13 protein-coding genes are annotated in these 16021 nt (G+C 61.7%); 2 read left to right on the top strand and 11 right to left on the bottom strand.

Annotated elements, in window-relative coordinates:
* Window positions 1–7: 7 nt before the first annotated feature.
* Both ABYA88_RS03535 and ABYA88_RS03530 read right to left on the bottom strand, forming a co-directional pair.
* Complete coding sequence (locus ABYA88_RS03535) at window positions 8–742, bottom strand: ABC transporter permease (RefSeq protein ID WP_373185504.1); 735 nt, start codon at window positions 740–742, stop codon at window positions 8–10.
* The gene (locus ABYA88_RS03530) at window positions 739–1668 is read right to left on the bottom strand and encodes an ABC transporter ATP-binding protein (RefSeq protein WP_373185503.1); all 930 of its coding nucleotides are present in this window, start codon (window positions 1666–1668) and stop codon (window positions 739–741) included. Before ABYA88_RS03530 ends, ABYA88_RS03535 begins: the two co-directional genes overlap by 4 nt.
* Window positions 1669–2032: 364 nt before the next feature.
* Between ABYA88_RS03530 and plsB the strand changes: the two genes are divergently transcribed.
* Window positions 2033–4528: a glycerol-3-phosphate 1-O-acyltransferase PlsB gene (gene plsB / locus ABYA88_RS03525; protein ID WP_373185502.1), complete on the top strand. Its 2496-nt coding sequence runs from the start codon at window positions 2033–2035 to the stop codon at window positions 4526–4528.
* Here plsB and ABYA88_RS03520 read toward each other — a convergent pair.
* The 5 genes from ABYA88_RS03520 to ppc all read right to left on the bottom strand — a co-directional run bounded on the left by ABYA88_RS03520 (window position 4525) and on the right by ppc (window position 9983).
* A complete protein-coding gene (locus tag ABYA88_RS03520) occupies window positions 4525–5337 on the bottom strand; it encodes a class I SAM-dependent methyltransferase (RefSeq protein ID WP_373185501.1) in 813 nt (270 codons plus the stop codon). The genes plsB and ABYA88_RS03520 overlap by 4 nt on opposite strands.
* Window positions 5338–5349: 12 nt before the next feature.
* A complete protein-coding gene (locus ABYA88_RS03515; RefSeq protein ID WP_373185500.1) occupies window positions 5350–5664 on the bottom strand; it encodes a hypothetical protein in 315 nt (104 codons plus the stop codon).
* Between the two features lie 58 nt (window positions 5665–5722).
* Window positions 5723–6397: a tRNA (adenosine(37)-N6)-threonylcarbamoyltransferase complex dimerization subunit type 1 TsaB gene (tsaB, locus tag ABYA88_RS03510; protein ID WP_373185499.1), complete on the bottom strand. Its 675-nt coding sequence runs from the start codon at window positions 6395–6397 to the stop codon at window positions 5723–5725.
* A 100-nt stretch (window positions 6398–6497) separates the two neighbouring features.
* Window positions 6498–7145: an adenylate kinase gene (adk, locus tag ABYA88_RS03505; protein WP_373185498.1), complete on the bottom strand. Its 648-nt coding sequence runs from the start codon at window positions 7143–7145 to the stop codon at window positions 6498–6500.
* A 198-nt stretch (window positions 7146–7343) separates the two neighbouring features.
* On the bottom strand, window positions 7344–9983 hold the full coding sequence (gene ppc, locus ABYA88_RS03500; protein WP_373185497.1) for a phosphoenolpyruvate carboxylase: 2640 nt from the start codon (window positions 9981–9983) through the stop codon (window positions 7344–7346).
* Between the two features lie 178 nt (window positions 9984–10161).
* Here ppc and ABYA88_RS03495 point away from each other — a divergent pair, with 178 nt between their 5' ends.
* Window positions 10162–10503, top strand: coding sequence for a pilin assembly protein (locus ABYA88_RS03495; RefSeq protein WP_373185496.1), 342 nt, complete (start codon window positions 10162–10164; stop codon window positions 10501–10503).
* Between the two features lie 44 nt (window positions 10504–10547).
* Here ABYA88_RS03495 and mazG read toward each other — a convergent pair whose 3' ends face one another.
* Genes mazG through cysM form a run of 4 tightly spaced genes read right to left on the bottom strand, consistent with a single transcriptional unit; the run spans window position 10548 to window position 15933 of the window.
* Entirely contained in the window at window positions 10548–11366 is an 819-nt protein-coding gene (gene mazG, locus ABYA88_RS03490) for a nucleoside triphosphate pyrophosphohydrolase (protein WP_373185495.1), read from the bottom strand.
* Window positions 11363–13612, bottom strand: a complete 2250-nt coding sequence (gene relA, locus ABYA88_RS03485) for a GTP diphosphokinase (RefSeq protein WP_373185494.1) — start codon at window positions 13610–13612, stop codon at window positions 11363–11365. Before relA ends, mazG begins: the two co-directional genes overlap by 4 nt.
* A gap of 48 nt (window positions 13613–13660) precedes the next feature.
* Window positions 13661–15034: a 23S rRNA (uracil(1939)-C(5))-methyltransferase RlmD gene (gene rlmD / locus ABYA88_RS03480; protein ID WP_373185493.1), complete on the bottom strand. Its 1374-nt coding sequence runs from the start codon at window positions 15032–15034 to the stop codon at window positions 13661–13663.
* Window positions 15031–15933, bottom strand: coding sequence for a cysteine synthase CysM (gene cysM, locus ABYA88_RS03475; protein ID WP_373185531.1), 903 nt, complete (start codon window positions 15931–15933; stop codon window positions 15031–15033). Before cysM ends, rlmD begins: the two co-directional genes overlap by 4 nt.
* Window positions 15934–16021: the final 88 nt, after the last annotated feature.

Here is a 16021-nt window from a genome sequence, read left to right as displayed (position 1 = left end):
CTTCGCCTCAATCGGCCTTTTTCAGGTCGATGACAATCGCAGTAGCCAGCAACCACACAGCCATCAGCGAGATGAAATACAGCAGGTCACGCAGATCCAGAACGCCCTTGCTGATGGCATCGAAACGAATCAGGAAGCTGAGTGAGGCAATGGCGTCAAGCAGCCACTGTGGCGCCCACCCGGTAAACAGGTCGAGCCAAAGCGAGAAGCCGCTGACGATGAAGATGAAGCAGGCGACGACACTGACGATGAATGCGATCACCTGGTTCTTGGTCAGTGCCGACATGCACGAGCCGATGGCCAGGTAACCGCCCGCCAGCAACCAGCTGCCCAGATAGCCGGTAAAGATCGCGCCGTTATCTGGAGAGCCCAGGTAATTGACCGTGATGATGATCGGGAACGTCAGCAGCAGCGCCAGGCCGATGAATACCCAGGCCGCGAGGAACTTGCCCAGCACCATATCGGTACGCGAGACCGGCAGGGTCATCAGCAGCTCAATGGTGCCGGACTTGCGCTCCTCGGCCCATAGCCGCATGGCAACGGCAGGCACCAGGAACAGATACAACCAAGGATGGAAGTTGAAGAACGCATTCAGATCTGCCTGACCGCTCTCGTAGAACCCACCCAGGTAGAAGGTGAAGACCGCGGCGAGTACCAGGAAGATCACGATGAAGATGTAGGCCAGCGGGGTAGCGAAATAGCTGCCCAGCTCGCGCTTGAAGATGACAACGAGGTTTTTCATGCTGCGTCCTCCGCAGTCAGGCGGCGGAAGACCTCATCCAGGCGACCGCGCTCTACAGACAATTCGCGCACTTGCCAGCCGTGATCCTGCGCATACTGGCCAACAGCAGGGAAAATCACTTCACCGGGCTTGGCAACCACGGTGAGCAGATGCCCGTCCGGGCGCACTTCAACCGCATCAACACCGGCCAGGGCCAGCAGCGGCTGGCTGTCTACCGGCTGTTCCAGCGCCACCGTCACCGCCTGGTGATAGCGCGAACGGGCCTCGAGCTGCTCCGGCGTGCCATCGGCCAGCAGACGGCCGTGGGCGATCACCACCGCACGGGTGCATACGGCGCTGACTTCCTCGAGAATATGAGTGGATATCACCACTATCTTGTTGCTGCCTTCGGCAAGCTGCTTGATCAGCTTGCGTACCTGATATTTCTGGTTCGGATCCAGACCATCGGTAGGCTCGTCGAGAATCAGGATCTTTGGGTCATGCAAAATGGCCTGTGCCAGCCCCACGCGACGTTTAAAGCCCTTGGACAGGGTCTCGATGCTCTGCCCCATCACAGCATTCAGCTCCAGCTGCTCTGCCGCCCATGCGACGCGCTTGTGCTTTTCCGCACCACTGAAACCACGAACCTCGGCGATGAACTCGAGAAAGCGCTTGACGCGCATGTCGCCATAGCAGGGAGCGCCTTCTGGCAGATACCCCATCTGTTGCTGGGCCTGCAACGTCTGGGTCTGGATATCGAATCCACCGACAGAGGCCGAGCCGCCGTCAGGCGTAAGAAACCCGGTGAGCATTTTCATCGTGGTCGATTTTCCGGCCCCGTTGGGTCCGAGAAACCCCAACACTTCGCCGGGGCTGACATCAAAGGACAAATTGTCCACGGCGACGTGTTCGCCAAAGCGTTTGGTCAGGCTGCTTATCTTTATCATGGCCTCTTCCGTTTTCCCCAAAAATACAGATGCACCGCAATCAGGCGGGCAATGCAGTGCGCAAGGATACATTGATTGACGTCGAAGCGGGCAGGCATTGGACGGGCAAGGACGATCAGACACCAGAGGGGTCGGTACGCCGAGGCAGCGTCCTCGCTCTGCGCAGCCAGCTGCAAGGAATGGATCAGCGCTCAAGGCACCGACTATATGAACCCGTCCGGCTTAATTCAAGGCCTGCAGCGCTTTTACCCGCCGCTGCAGCCGCCGCGGCTGTAACCTGACTGTAAAACCGCTAGAATTCGCCGGCCGGTGTCTTGCGCCCTGTGCGCTGGGACCGCGAATATCACTCCATTCAGGAAGTTCCATGTCAGCTGTCTATTCATCCTTTTTCGGTCGCCTGCGTTTCGGTCTGTTGCGCCGGCTGCTCTATAGCTGGGCCCGCTCCGAGAGTATCGGCAATGGCGCTTTCAATCTGCATCTGGATCAAAACCAGCCGATCATCTACGTGCTGCCATATCGCTCGTTGTCGGACCTCATGGTGCTGGACCGTGAATGCGTCAAGGCAGGTCTGCCACGGCCGGTCCGTGCGCCGCTTGGCGGCCTGGACGAGCGCGAGTCGCATGTTTTTCTCAGCGACGCCAAGGCCTGGGTGCGCAGACCCGATCCCAGAAAGCAGTCACCGCGATTGCAGCGCGGGCTCGAAGCGGTGCAGGAAGGCTGCTGCGACGAGGTGCAACTGGTGCCGGTGAGCGTGTTCTGGGGTCAGTCACCGGATGTCGAATCCTCACCGCTGAAACTGCTGTTTGCCTACAACTGGACCGTTGCTGGCAGGCTGCGCAAATTGCTGGCGATCATATTGCACGGGCGCAAGATTCGCGTGCACTTTGGTCGCAGTCTGTCCTTGCGCGAACTGGTGCAGGAGGACCTGGGTGGCGAACGTAATCTGCGCCGTGTGAACCGTCTGCTGAGGGTGCATTTCCGCCAACAGCGCGGCGCAGTGATCGGCCCCGACCTTTCCCACCGCCGCACGCTGCTCAAGGGCCTGCTGCAGTCGCCGCAGGTGCGCCAGGCAATTGAGCGTGACGCCCGGGAGCGTGGCGTGGAGCCGGCCAAGGCGAGAAAGGACGCCGTGCGCTATGCCGGCGAGATCGCCTCGGATTTCACCTACAGCACCATCCGCTTTCTCGAGGTGGTGCTTTCCTGGTTCTGGAACAAGCTCTACGACGGCATCCGCATAAACCATATCGAGCGGGTACAGCGCATCGCGCCGGGCAACGAAATCATCTATGTGCCCTGCCATCGCAGTCACATCGACTATCTGCTGCTGTCCTGCGTGCTGTTCCAGAGCAACCTGACCCCGCCGCACATCGCCGCGGGGATCAACCTGAACATGCCAGTGATCGGCGGCATCCTGCGCCGTGGCGGCGCCTTCTTCATGCGCCGCAGCTTTCGTGGCAACCAGCTGTACACCGCAGTGTTCAATGAATATCTGCACACGCTGTTCAGTCGCGGCTTTCCCACCGAATACTTCATCGAGGGTGGCCGTTCGCGCACCGGGCGGGCGCTGAACCCCAAGACCGGCCTGCTGGCGATCACCATGCGCAGCTTCCTGCGCTCCTCGCGTCGGCCGATCGTTTTCGTACCCGTGTACATCGGCTATGAACGGGTACTGGAAGGACGCACTTACCTTGGCGAGCTGCGCGGCCAGGAAAAGAAGAAAGAGTCCTTTTTCGATCTGTTCCGGGTACTCTCAGCTCTGAAGCTGCGGTTTGGCCAGGTAGCAGTCAACTTCGGCGACCCGGTATCGCTGCACGCGTTCCTCGACCAGCAGCAGCCGGACTGGCGCCAGCACAGCCACGCGCCGGAGTATCGGCCGGCGTGGCTCCCCGCCGCCACCGACCAGCTGGCCCGCACGCTGGCCAATGCAATCAACGCCGCGGCCGATGTCAATCCGGTCAACCTGGTCGCGCTATCGATGCTTTCCGCCAGCCGCCTGGCACTGGATGAGCCGACGCTGATCAGGGTGCTCAACAGCTACAGCGCGCTGCTGCGCCGGGTGCCCTATAGCGACAGCATTACCCTGCCCGACATGACTGGCGAGCAGCTGATCGACTATGTCGAGAGCATGGGGATGATCGGGCGGCAATCGGACGCACTGGGCGAGATACTCTATCTGGACGAACCCCAGGCAGTGCTGATGACCTACTATCGCAACAACGTGCTGCACCTTGTCGCACTGCCCGCCCTGATCGCCTGCCTGTTCCTGAACAATGCACGGATGAGTCGCGAACAGATCATCCGCCTGGTGACCGCGATCTACCCCTACCTGCAGGGCGAGCTTTTCCTGCAGTGGAAAACCCGGGAACTGCCCGGCGTGATCGATACCTGGATCGACGGCCTGATCGCCGAGGAGCTGCTGCAGGACAATGCGGGTCAGATAATGCGGCCTGAAACCAGCTCCGGCGAGTTCGTGCTGCTGACCCTGCTCGCTCGCAGTATTCTGCAGACCCTCGAGCGGTTCTACATGGCGTCGGCGCTGCTGTTCAGCAATCCCAACGGCAGCCTCACCGCCGAACAGCTGGAAGCGCTCTGCTCGGTGATGGCCCAGCGGTTGTCGATCCTGCACGGGCTCAATGCCCCGGAGTTTTTCGACAAGAGCCTGTTCCGCCAGTTTATCCAGCGCCTGAACGAAATGGAGGTTCTCAGCCGTGATGCAGAGGGGCGTCTGAGCTATTTGCCGGGCATGGAGGATATTGCCGAAAATACTGCCCGACGGGTGCTCAGCGCGGAGATAAGGTTGTCGATCAGACAGGTGGCCCGGGCTTCGACCCCCGCTGCCGAACCGGAAGGCAAAGCCTAGCTTTCCAGCTTACGTATGCCGTAGATATCGTAGCGACTGGATTGACCGCTGAGCTCCGCGCTGGGTGCCGGACCGACGATCGCCGGCGCCTTGCGCGGGCGCTTGACAGCGACCCGGTGGCTCGCCAGCGCCAGTGCTGCTGCAAGCAACGCCGGGGCGTCCAGATCGTCGCCTGCCAGCGGACGGAACACCCGCATCTCCTTTTTCACCAGCGCGGATTTGTCCCGGTGCGGAAACATTGGATCCAGGTGGATGACCTGTGGAACCTCGGCAACCCAATTGGCCATCGCGGTGATTGCGTCGGCCTGTATCAGCTGCATGCGATCAGCAATCGCTGCCACCTCGCCACCAGCCTGCCGGGCACGCTCGAGCCCATCGGCCAGAAGGGCAGCAATCACCGGCTGACGCTCGATCATCGTTACCCTGCAACCCAGGGCGGCCAGTACAAAGGCATCACGACCCAGACCGGCAGTTGCGTCGAGCACACTGGGACGCACTGAACCGCGCAGTCCGGCCGCCCTGGCGACCATCTGCCCGGTGCCACCACCGAACTGGCGGCGGTGGGCCAGTGCACCCTCCACGAAATCGACCCGCACCGCCCCTGGCGCATCCACTCCGGTCGCCTGCAGGCTCAACCCCTGCTCCCCTACCTGCAGTAACAGCGGCGCGCTCTGCGTACCGGGCTCGGACAGCGGCAATTCCAGGGCCTGGGCCAGCTCGAACGCACGCGCCTGCGAGCCTGGCTGCAGCCAGGTTACCGCCACGGAGGAATCAATCTGCAATCGGGTCACAGGCAAAGACCGGGACAAGGGGGAAACGATTCAGGCAAACAGGTCGATACCGAAAATACCATCGGCCTCGTCATTGACCGGCAGGCTCGCGGTGGTCTGGTAGCTCGCCAACGCCTGGTTGCTGCGACCGTACACCGGTTCCAGGCTTTCGCGCCGGGCGGGTATGTATTCGGCATTGGCGGTCGATGCATTGACGGCGCGGGGCGCGAGTGCTCTGGTCGGCTCGACCGGCGCCGCCGTGGCAGTCTGACCCGCGCGCGCAGGCTCGCTGTTGGCCGGGGGGACCACAGGACGAGAGCTGCGCTCGGGGAGCGCTGTGAATGGGATATAACCATCCAGACGCATGGGAAAACTCCAGGGGGTACACTTCGAAGATTATCCTGCCGGCAGCAAAAAGGCAAAATCAGCCGACGGACCGCGGTGTGGCTACCTTGTCGCGCAGATAAACTGGCTGTGCATCTGCCGCGTCCAGCACCTCACCAGCCTTCCAGCGCGGCAGCGCGAGACTGAGCAGGTCGCGGGCGTCGGGCAGCATCTGTGGCCAGCTACGCGCGACCTGAACCGCCAGCCGCTCGGCGTATTGCCAGCCGGTTCCGGCGCCATCGGGGTTGCCCATACCGCTGGCCAGCGTAACGCTCTGCGGCGCGCTTACGCACTCTTTGCCAAGCAGTTGCATCACTCCGTCGCGCAGCTGATAGCAACCCCAGTACACCTCGTCCATGCGCGCATCAATCGCCGCGCAGACGCTTTCGGTCTGGTGCTCGCGAAAGGCACGCTGGGCCAGGGCCGCCAGGTTGGAAATGTCGATCACCGGCTTGTTGATGGCAAACGCCAGGCCCTGAACCATGCCGGTGGCGATTCGTACGCCGGTAAAGGCTCCGGGCCCGCGGCCAAACACCAGCGCATCGATGTCGCGCAGCGTGAGGCCAGCCTCCTCCAGCAGTTCTTCAATCATCGGCAGCAGCCGGACCGCATGCATCCGCGGGATCACCTCGAAACGATGTATCACCCGGCCTTGATGCAACAGGGCAGCCGAGCAGGCCTCGGTGGCGGTATCCAGAGCGAGCAATGTAGTCATGGCGGTCTGTTTCAAATATCGATCGGAAAGGAAATCAGCGGCTACCAGCAAGCAGCCCCAATTCACTATCGGGTCGCCCAGGGAGGGCGACCCGTACGTATCAGCTCAGTGCGTTCATCACCTGCTGGGTAATAGCCTCGACGCTGCCGACACCCACAACGCGGGTACACTTGGGCGTACCGTGGATATCCGACAATTTCTGATAGAAAGCAACCAGCGGCTGGGTCTGCTCATGATAGATCTTCAGTCGGTTGCGCACGGTGGCCTCGACGTCGTCCTCGCGCTGGACCAGATCCTCGCCGGTGATGTCGTCCTTGCCTTCCACCTTGGGCATCTGATGCTTGAGGTGATAGATCCGGCCAGAGGCCGGGTGCACGCGACGACCGGACAGGCGCTCGACAATCTCATCGTCATCAACCGCGATCTCGAGCACGTGATCGATCTGCACACCCGCTTCCACCAGCGCTTCGGCCTGCGGGATGGTGCGGGGAAAGCCGTCAAGCAAAAAGCCGTTGCGGCAGTCTTCCTGGGCAATACGCTCCTGGATCAGGCCGATGATCAGGTCATCGGAGACCAGACGCCCGCTGTCCATGACTTCCTTCACCTGCTTGCCCAACTCGGTGCCGGCCTTGACCGCGGCGCGCAGCATGTCGCCGGTGGAAATCTGGGGTATGTCGAATTGCTTGCAAATGAACTGGGCCTGGGTGCCCTTGCCCGCGCCAGGCGCTCCCAACAGGATGACTCGCATATTGAAACTCTCCTAATCTGACTGAAACCGGGCCACCGGTGGCTGACCGCCACCAGCTGGCAGACATCCGCATCTTTGCGAATGCACCAAAATAATCGCAGCTGCACGGCCTGCGAAAAGGGCGTTCAACATACACTTACAGCCCGGCACGCACAAGCCGGACCATGGTATCAGTGCGTGCCGCGGCAGACGGGCCCCTCAGCCGGTATTGCGCATGCCCGCAGCAATGCCTGCAACGGTCACGAGCAAAGCACGTTCCAGGTCTGGATCGATGTTCTCACCCTGGGATCGGGTGCGGCCCATCAGCTCGGCCTGCAGCAGGTGCAACGGATCGGTGTAGGGATTGCGCACCGCCACCGATTCCAGCAGGGCCGGATTGTGCGCCAGCAGCTGTTCTGTCTCACGCAGTTTCAGCACCGCTTCGGTTGCCTGCTGCAGTGCCGCACGCAGCTTTGCGCCCAGGGGCCACAGATCAGGACTGGCAAGACGTTCTTCATAGAAGCGGGAGATGCCGCCATCGGCCTTGGACAGCACCATTTCGAGCATCTCGATACGCGCCCGGAAGAACGGCCAGCGGTCCATCATCAGCCGCAGACGCTTCTCCTCGCCGGCATCCATCGCTTCCATCAGTGCCTGGCCTGCGCCCAGCCAGGCGGGCAGCATCAGCCGGGTCTGCGTCCAGGCGAAAATCCAGGGAATCGCCCGCAGACTCTCGATGCCGCCCTGGCTCTTGCGCTTCGCAGGTCGGCTACCCAGCGGCAAACGTGCCAGCTCCTGCTCCGGTGTGGCCTGACGAAAGTACTCGACAAACTGCGGCTCGTCCCGCACTACCCCGCGGTAAACCAGCACCGAGCGGTCAGCCAGGCTCTGCATCATCTCGCGCCAGGCCGGCTCGGGTGCCGGCGGCGGCAGCAGGCTGGCCTCGAGGACAGCGCTGGTGTAAAGCTGCAGGCTCTGCACTGCAATTGCCGGCAGGCCAAATTTGAAGCGGATCATTTCGCCCTGTTCGGTCACCCGGAACTGTCCGTTAACCGAGCCGGGAGGCTGCGACAGAATCGCCATATGCGCAGGAGCGCCGCCGCGCCCTACTGTCCCACCGCGGCCGTGGAACAGCCGCAGCCGGACCTTGTGCCCGGCAGCGACGGCAACTAGCGCTTCCTGGGCGCGGTACTGCGCCCAGCCAGCGGCCAGCGTGCCCGCGTCCTTGGCCGAGTCCGAATAACCAATCATCACCTCCTGCTCGTCGCCGGCGATATCGCGATAGCCCTGCAGCGACAGCAGACGATCTATAGCCGGCGCAGCATTATCAAGATCCGCCAGGGTCTCGAACAAGGGTACAACCCGCATCGGCCAGTTGACGCCGGTTTCCTTGAGCAGCAACTTGACCGCCAGCACATCCGAAGGACTTGAAGCCATCGAGATGACATACGAACCAAGCAATTCCTGCGGCTGGGTAGCCACGATACGGCAGGTATCCAGTACTTCGGCAACGTCGGGTGAGGGCTTCCAGGCAGGGGGCAGCAGAGGTCGGCGGTTTTTCAGCTCCTGGATCAGAAACTCGCAGCGCTGCTCCTCATCCCAGTCGCTGTAGCGACCCAGTTGCAGATACTCGGTCAGCTCGGCCAACACGTCCGCATGCCGCCCGGCGTCCTGCCGGATGTCGAGCCGCACCAGCCCGAGCCCGAACGCGTTGACCCGGCGCAGGGTGTCGAGCAATGGCCCATTGGCGATCAGTTCCATGCCCTGCTCGATCAGCGACGCATGGCAATCCTCCAGCGGCTGACGCAGTTCGTCGAGATTGCCGAGCACCAGCTCATCGGCGGGCAGATCCTCAGCCAGAGCGGTCTCGGCCCAGTCGCGTGTAGCCTCCAGCCGTTCGCGCAGGCGCTTGAGCAGCGCGCGATAGGGCTCATCGACCGGCCCTGTCTGATCCAGCACGCGCTCGCTGGCTGCCTGCATGGATAACTGATTGCCCAGACTTTCGACATCGCGCAGGTAAAGGTCAGCCGCCATCCAGCGACCGAGCAGCAGGACCTCGCGGGTCACCCGTGCGGTTACATTGGGATTACCATCGCGATCACCGCCCATCCAGGATCCCATGCGTACCGGCGCTGTGCGCGGGCCCAGGGGCGCCCCGGTAGCACCACGCACATCCTCGTCCAGTTGCCGCAGGTACGTGGGAATGGCCGACCACAGGGAGTGCTCGATCACCGCAAAGCCCCACTTCGCCTCATCCACCGGCGTCGGTCGATTGCGGCGGATCTCGTCGGTATGCCAGGCCTCGCTGATAAGACGCGCCAGATCGGCACGCACATTCGCCTGCTCGGCCGTGGTCAGATCATCGTGATCACGCCGGCCGAGAGCGACGGCGATGGCGTCGTATTTCTGGATCAGCGTGCGCCGCGTCACCTCGGTTGGATGCGCGGTCAGCACCAGCTCGATATCCAGGGCTTCGACATGCTGCCGGATAGCCGCACCATCCATTCCGCTTTCGTGCAGTCGCTGCAGCAGATCACTGACGCAGCGCTGTTCGAAACGCACCGGTTCGTCGGCCCGCTGACGCCGGTTGCGGTGATACTGCTCGGCAATATTGGCGAGATTGAGGAACTGGTTGAACGCACGGCAGACCGGTAGCAGCTGGTTGTCGGGCAGGTCCTGAAGCGCTGCCAACAGGGCTTCATGCGCCGCCTTGTCTGTGCTTCTGCCCTGCTTTGCGCCCAAACGGATACGCTCGATACGTTGCAAAAACGACTCGCCCAACTGCGCCTTGATCGTCTGCCCGAGCAGTTCGCCCAGTTCATGAACATCCTCGCGCAGACGCGCATCTATCTCTGCCATTGCTCTGCTCTCCTGTCATCTCGATATCCACAGCATGCTGTCGCGGAGCCCGATCTGACAAGTAGCGCGTTGTTTTCTTGCCGGATTCGTGAATATCGATGGCGTGCAGGACCGCATCGTTGGACTATGCTGAAGTTATCGCCACAAGCGAACACATGCAGATAAATTGGGAGAAAACATGAAGATCCGTGAACTTGCCCAAGAATGGGAACGTAATGCCAAGGGAGCTGTAACGCACAGCACCTATCGGGTTCAGCTTCCCCTGGAGGATGCTGCCCGCCTGGCGGCGCTGCAGGAGATGTATCCCCGTCGTCATGTCGAGGAACTGATTACCGACTTGCTGTCCTGTGCGCTGGAGGAGCTGGAAGCCAGCCTGCCCTACAAGCCAGGTGATGAGGTGGTGGCTATGGATGAAATGGGCGATCCGCTTTACGCCGATGCCGGAATGACTCCGCGGTTTCTCGAGCTGAGCAAGAAACACCTGCATCAAATGCAGGACAAGCAAGACGAACCTGCATAAAAGCTACGCAACCCGCCTGTCGAGCCGGGCGCTGACGTTCTTGGTCAGAGCCCGTGCCGCTTGGCCTCGTCCCACAAGCTGTCCAGCCGTTGCAGGGCAACATCTGCCACCTCATCGCCTTGCTCGGACAGACGGCGTTCGATGTAGCGAAAACGCCGTTCGAATTTTTCGTTACCCTGACGCAGCGCCGCTTCGGCGTCCACGTCCAGATGTCGCGCCAGATTGACCACGGCAAACAGCAGATCCCCCATTTCTCCGGCGACTGCCTCGTGGTCGTCGCTTGCCAGCGCCTCGCGCACTTCATCCAGCTCTTCGGCAATCTTCTCGAGTACCGGCGCCGCCTGATCCCAATCGAAGCCGGCGCGCGAAGCCCGCTTCTGCAGTTTCTGCGCGCGACTGAGCGCCGGCAAAGCCCGCGGAACATCGTCGAGCAGGGACAGTTGTTTCGGCGCTGTGGCCTGCTCGGCACGCTCCAGCGCCTTGATCTCTTCCCAGCGCTGGCTGACCTGGTCCGGCTCGATCTTCAGGGTGCCCGGCGGGGTCCGCAGATTGCCATCAGGAAACACATGCGGATGACGCCTGACCAGCTTGCGGGTGATCCCATCGACCACGTGATCCCAGTCGAAGTAGCCCTCCTCCTGGCCCAGCTGAGCGTAGTACACGACCTGAAACAGCAGGTCTCCGAGTTCACCTGACAGCTGTGAATAGTCACCCCCAGCGATCGCGTCGGCGACCTCGTAGGCCTCCTCCAGCGTGTGCGGGACTATCGTTGCAAAGCTCTGCTGCAAATCCCATGGGCAGCCGTGAGCCGGGTCGCGCAGCCGCTGCATCAGATACAGCAGATCATCGATCTGATAACTCACGCGCGGCTTTCCTTGCGGTTGCGTCGCGCCTCGATGATGTTCGGCAACTGACTGATACGCGCGAGCAAACGGCCCAGCATGTTGATGTTGGGGACCTCTACCGTGAGCAGCATCGCGGCATAGTTGTCATCCTTGTTAGTGCGGGTACTTACCTCGAGCACATTGATCTTGTCGTTGGCGAGCATCTGTGAGACATCGCGCAGCAGCCCCGAGCGGTCGTAGGCCTTGATGTAGATTTCAACCGGGTAGGTCTGCACCCGCTCACTGCCCCAGCTGACTTCTATCAGCCGGTCGGAATCACGGTCCTGCAGCTGCATGGCGGTTGCGCAGTCAGCGCGATGCACGGTAACGCCGCGGCCCAGCGTGATGTAGCCGGTGATCGGATCGCCGGGGACCGGCTGGCAGCAGCCGGCCAGCTGCGTCAGCAGATTGCCGACGCCCTGAATGAAAATATCGCCCCGGCGCCCGGGCTTGCTCGGGCGCTTCGGGATCAGCTCCAGTTGTTCGCTATGGCTGTCGGGCTCGATCAGTTGCTGGGCAACATTGACCACGTGCATCAGACGAATATCACCGGAGCCTACTGCGGCAAACAGATCCTCCTGGCTGCGGATGCCCAGCTTGTCGATCAGTTGGACGTAGTCGGCACCATTGAGCGCGAGGCGGGTCAATTCGCGGTCCAGCATCAGCTTGCCGGCCTGAACGTTCTGCTCCCGTGCCTGCTGCTTGAACCAGTGCTGCACCTTCGCCCGCGCCCTGGAGGTATTGACGTAGCCCAGGTTCGGATTGAGCCAGTCGCGGCTGGGGCCGCTCTGCTTACCGGTGATGATCTCCACCTGCTCGCCGGTCTGCAACACGTAGCTCAGCGGCACGATCCGACCGTTGACCTTGGCGCCGCGGCAACTGTGGCCGATTTCCGTGTGTACCCGATAGGCGAAATCCAGTGGGGTAGCGCCCTTGGGTACATCAAGCACGTGTCCGTCGGGCGTGAACAGATAGATGCGATCAGGCTCGAAGTCCACGCGCAGCTGTTCCGCCAGGCCGCCGATATCGCCCATTTCCTCGTGCCACTCGAGCACCTGGCGCAGCCAGGCGATCTTGTCCTCGTAGGCATTCGAAGAAGAGCTGCCGGCATCGGTGCCCTTGTAGCGCCAGTGAGCGCAAACGCCCAATTCGGCCTCCTCGTGCATGCCCTGGGTACGGATCTGGACTTCGAGCACCTTGCCGCTGGGCCCGACCACGGCGGTATGCAGCGAGCGGTAACCGTTCTCCTTGGGATTGGCGATGTAATCGTCAAACTCGTTGGGAATATGCCGCCACAGACTATGCACTATGCCCAGCGAGGTGTAGCAGTCGCGCACCAGCGGCACCAGTACTCGCACCGCGCGCACGTCGTAGACCTGGCTGAAATCGATGTTCTTGCGACGCATCTTGCGCCAGATCGAATAGATATGCTTCGCACGACCGGTTATTTCCGCCTGTATGCCGGCTTCTTCCAGCTGTTCGCGCAGCTGACCCATTACCTCGTCGATATATTCCTGACGGTCCAGTCGCCGCTCATCGAGCAGCGCGGCGATCTGCTTGTATTGCAGCGGCTCGATATAGCGAAACGAGAGATCCTCGAGCTCCCACTTGATATGGCCAATACCCAGGCGGTGTGCCAGCGGAGCATAGATGTCGAAAACTTCGCGAGCGACGCGATAGCGCTTCTCCTCGGGCGCATCCTTGACCGCGCGGATAGCGCAGGTACGCTCTGCCAGCTTGATCAAGGCGACACGCACATCATCAACCATGGTGACCAGCATCTTGCGCAGATTCTCGACCTGCGACTGGGAGCTGAATGCCGCCACCTTTGCCGGATTCTGCGACACGCTGATCGCCGCCATGCGCTGCACACCGTCTACCAGCCCCGCCACTACGGCGCCAAACCGGTGTTCCACCGAAGGCAGATCGGTCTTGCGCTCACGGACGGCGCGATAGATGACTGCAGCGACCAGCGAGTCCTGGTCAAGCTTGAGTTCGGCGAGGATTTCGGCCATCTCCAGGCCCGTCGTATAACTGTTGGCGCCCTCGGCCCAGATGTTCTCTGCGGCGATGGCCTCCTGCTCCAGCTGCAACGCCCATTCGCAGGCTTCCAGCAGCTTCTGCGGCGAGCACAGTGCCACACGCTGATTGATGCGCTCGATCCAGGCGGCAATATCGACACTGCCGTCACCGTTGGTGGGGTATTGAGCCCTGACCTGTACCATTAAGACAGATCCCTCGATTCATGCGAATTCTTTGACACTTTTTTTACTCTATTGTGCTTTGCGTGCCGATCCTGCCGAAGTGCCGCGTACAAACAGAGCCATCGCCTCGACATGCGCTGTTTGCGCAAACATGTCCATCACGCCGACCTTTTCGAGCCGATAGCCCTGCGCCGCGAGAATACCGGCATCGCGCGCCAAAGTAGCCGGGTTGCAGGAAACGTAGAGGATCCTGCTCACCCTCAGCTGCGCCAGCTTGTGCACCAGCAACTCGGCACCATCACGCGGCGGATCCAGCAATGCAGCATCGCAGCCATCAGCGAGCCAGTGACCATCAAGGTGGTTGGACAGATCTGCCTGCAGAAAGTGCGGCGAGTGCAGATTATTATTTTCCGCATTTCTGCGCGCACGAGCCACCATCTCCCCGTCACCTTCAATGCCGGTGACCAGCGCACCTGCGCGGGCGAGCGGTAAACTGAAGTTGCCTACCCCGCAGAACAGATCGAGAATACGCTCGCCAGGCTGTGGCGCCAGCCATTGCAATGCCTGGTTGATCATCTGCTGGTTGACCGATGCATTCACCTGAATGAAATCGCCCGGGGCAAATTCCAATTGCAGCGCCTGGTCTGCCAGTGTGTAGGCTGGCACAGTGCCGATACCGCTAATACAGTGCAAGGTATCGACATCACCGGGCTGCAACCAGCATTCGGCCCCGTGTTGCTGTGCCAATGCACGCAGACTCTCGAGGTCGGCTGATGACAAGGGCTGCATGTGCCGCACCAGCATGACCGGCATCTGAGCCGCAATCAGCTCCACATGGCCAAGACCGGCGCGACCATCAAGTTCGCCCAGAACCGGCCCCAGCGCCTGCACCAGCGCCTCCAGCTCGGGCACCAGAATCGGGCACTGCGTTACCTCGACCAGATCACTGCTGAAACGTTCCCGGTAGCCGACTTCCAGCCGCGCGTGCTTGCGATCCCAGCGCACTGCCAGGCGCGTGCGTTGGCGATAGGCGTACGCGGGACCGAGCAAAGGCGGCATCCACTGCCCGGGTTCGATCCCCGCAAAATGCTCCAATTGCTGCGCCAGTGCCTGCTGTTTGACCTGCAGCTGCATAGCGTGAGGCATATGCTGCAGACTGCAGCCGCCACACAGGGCAGCGTGCCGGCAGGCGGGTTGCACCCGCTCGTCACTGGCCTGCAGGACCTTGTCCACGCGTGTCTCAATCAGCTTGCTGCGCGCCTTGAGCACCCGGGCAGTAACCTGTTCGCCGGCCAGACCGCCATCGACAAATACCGTGCGGCCCTGCCAACGGCCTATACCCCGGCCATCGTGGCTGTGACGTTGCAGTTCGACTTCGATGCGCTGACCTATCGCCGCTGGCGCATCAGCGGTCTTGCGCGACTTGCCGCGAAAGGCTTTCATGATTTGGCGTCGTACACCCCGGTGGAAAGATAACGGTCGCCCCGGTCGCAGATGATTGCGACGATCACCGCGTTCTCCACCTCACGGGAAATCTGCAGCGCGGCCGCTACCGAGCCGCCGGAGGAGACGCCACAGAAGATGCCCTCTTCGCGGGCCAGCCGGCGCATCATCACCTCGGCTTCCTGCTGCCCCATATCGATGACCCGGTCCACCCGCTGCGCTTCGAAGATGCCCGGCATATAGGCCTGCGGCCAGCGCCGGATACCGGGAATCGACGCGCCTTCGACAGGCTGCAGGCCGACGATCTCGATGGCCGGATTCTGCTCCTTGAGATAGCGAGAGGTTCCCATGATGGTACCGGTAGTGCCCATTGAACTGACAAAGTGCGTGATCGTGCCGTGGGTGTCGCGCCAGATCTCCGGCCCGGTGCTGCGATAGTGCGCCTCGGCATTGTCAAAATTGCCAAACTGGTCCAGCACGCGCCCCTTGCCTTCACTCTGCATCTGCATGGCCAGGTCGCGCGCACCCTCCATGCTCGCCTCGCGGCTGACCAGGATCAGCTCAGCCCCGTACGCGCTCATCGCCGCCTTGCGCTCGGAGCTCATGTTGTCGGGCATGATCAGCACCATGCGATAACCCTTGATCGCCGCGACCATCGCCAGGGCGATACCGGTGTTGCCGGAGGTGGCCTCGATCAGCGTATCGCCGGGGCTGATTTCACCCCGCAGCTCGGCCTGCTCGATCATCGACAGCGCCGGACGGTCCTTGACCGAGCCCGCGGGATTGTTGCCCTCGAGCTTGGCCAGTATGGTATTGCTGGTCTCGCCGGGAATACGCTGGAGCCGGACCAGCGGCGTGTTGCCGACGAAGTCGGCGACAGTCGGATACTCAGTAGTCATCATGCACCTTCCGTTGCCAGGAGCCGGGGTGAAACGCCCGATGCTGTGCTTTTCATTCAGTCAGCCTATGATACCGGCAACGGAGTGA

The sequence above is a fragment of the Halopseudomonas sp. genome, assembly GCF_041579695.1.
Lineage (GTDB): Bacteria > Pseudomonadota > Gammaproteobacteria > Pseudomonadales > Pseudomonadaceae > Halopseudomonas.
The sequence above is the reverse complement of the archived record's forward strand: the minus strand, read 5'-3'. Positions and strand labels throughout refer to the sequence as shown.

Excerpts from the sequence above, each read along its gene's own strand:
- ABYA88_RS03535 (WP_373185504.1), bottom strand. The coding sequence starts at position 742 with ATGAAAAACCTCGTTGTCATCTTCAAGCGCGAGCTGGGCAGCTATTTC.
- ABYA88_RS03530 (WP_373185503.1), bottom strand. The coding sequence starts at position 1,668 with ATGATAAAGATAAGCAGCCTGACCAAACGCTTTGGCGAACACGTCGCC.
- plsB (WP_373185502.1), top strand. The coding sequence starts at position 2,033 with ATGTCAGCTGTCTATTCATCCTTTTTCGGTCGCCTGCGTTTCGGTCTG.
- ABYA88_RS03515 (WP_373185500.1), bottom strand. The coding sequence starts at position 5,664 with ATGCGTCTGGATGGTTATATCCCATTCACAGCGCTCCCCGAGCGCAGC.
- tsaB (WP_373185499.1), bottom strand. The coding sequence starts at position 6,397 with ATGACTACATTGCTCGCTCTGGATACCGCCACCGAGGCCTGCTCGGCT.
- adk (WP_373185498.1), bottom strand. The coding sequence starts at position 7,145 with ATGCGAGTCATCCTGTTGGGAGCGCCTGGCGCGGGCAAGGGCACCCAG.
- ppc (WP_373185497.1), bottom strand. The coding sequence starts at position 9,983 with ATGGCAGAGATAGATGCGCGTCTGCGCGAGGATGTTCATGAACTGGGC.
- ABYA88_RS03495 (WP_373185496.1), top strand. The coding sequence starts at position 10,162 with ATGAAGATCCGTGAACTTGCCCAAGAATGGGAACGTAATGCCAAGGGA.
- relA (WP_373185494.1), bottom strand. The coding sequence starts at position 13,612 with ATGGTACAGGTCAGGGCTCAATACCCCACCAACGGTGACGGCAGTGTC.
- rlmD (WP_373185493.1), bottom strand. The coding sequence starts at position 15,034 with ATGAAAGCCTTTCGCGGCAAGTCGCGCAAGACCGCTGATGCGCCAGCG.
- cysM (WP_373185531.1), bottom strand. The coding sequence starts at position 15,933 with ATGACTACTGAGTATCCGACTGTCGCCGACTTCGTCGGCAACACGCCG.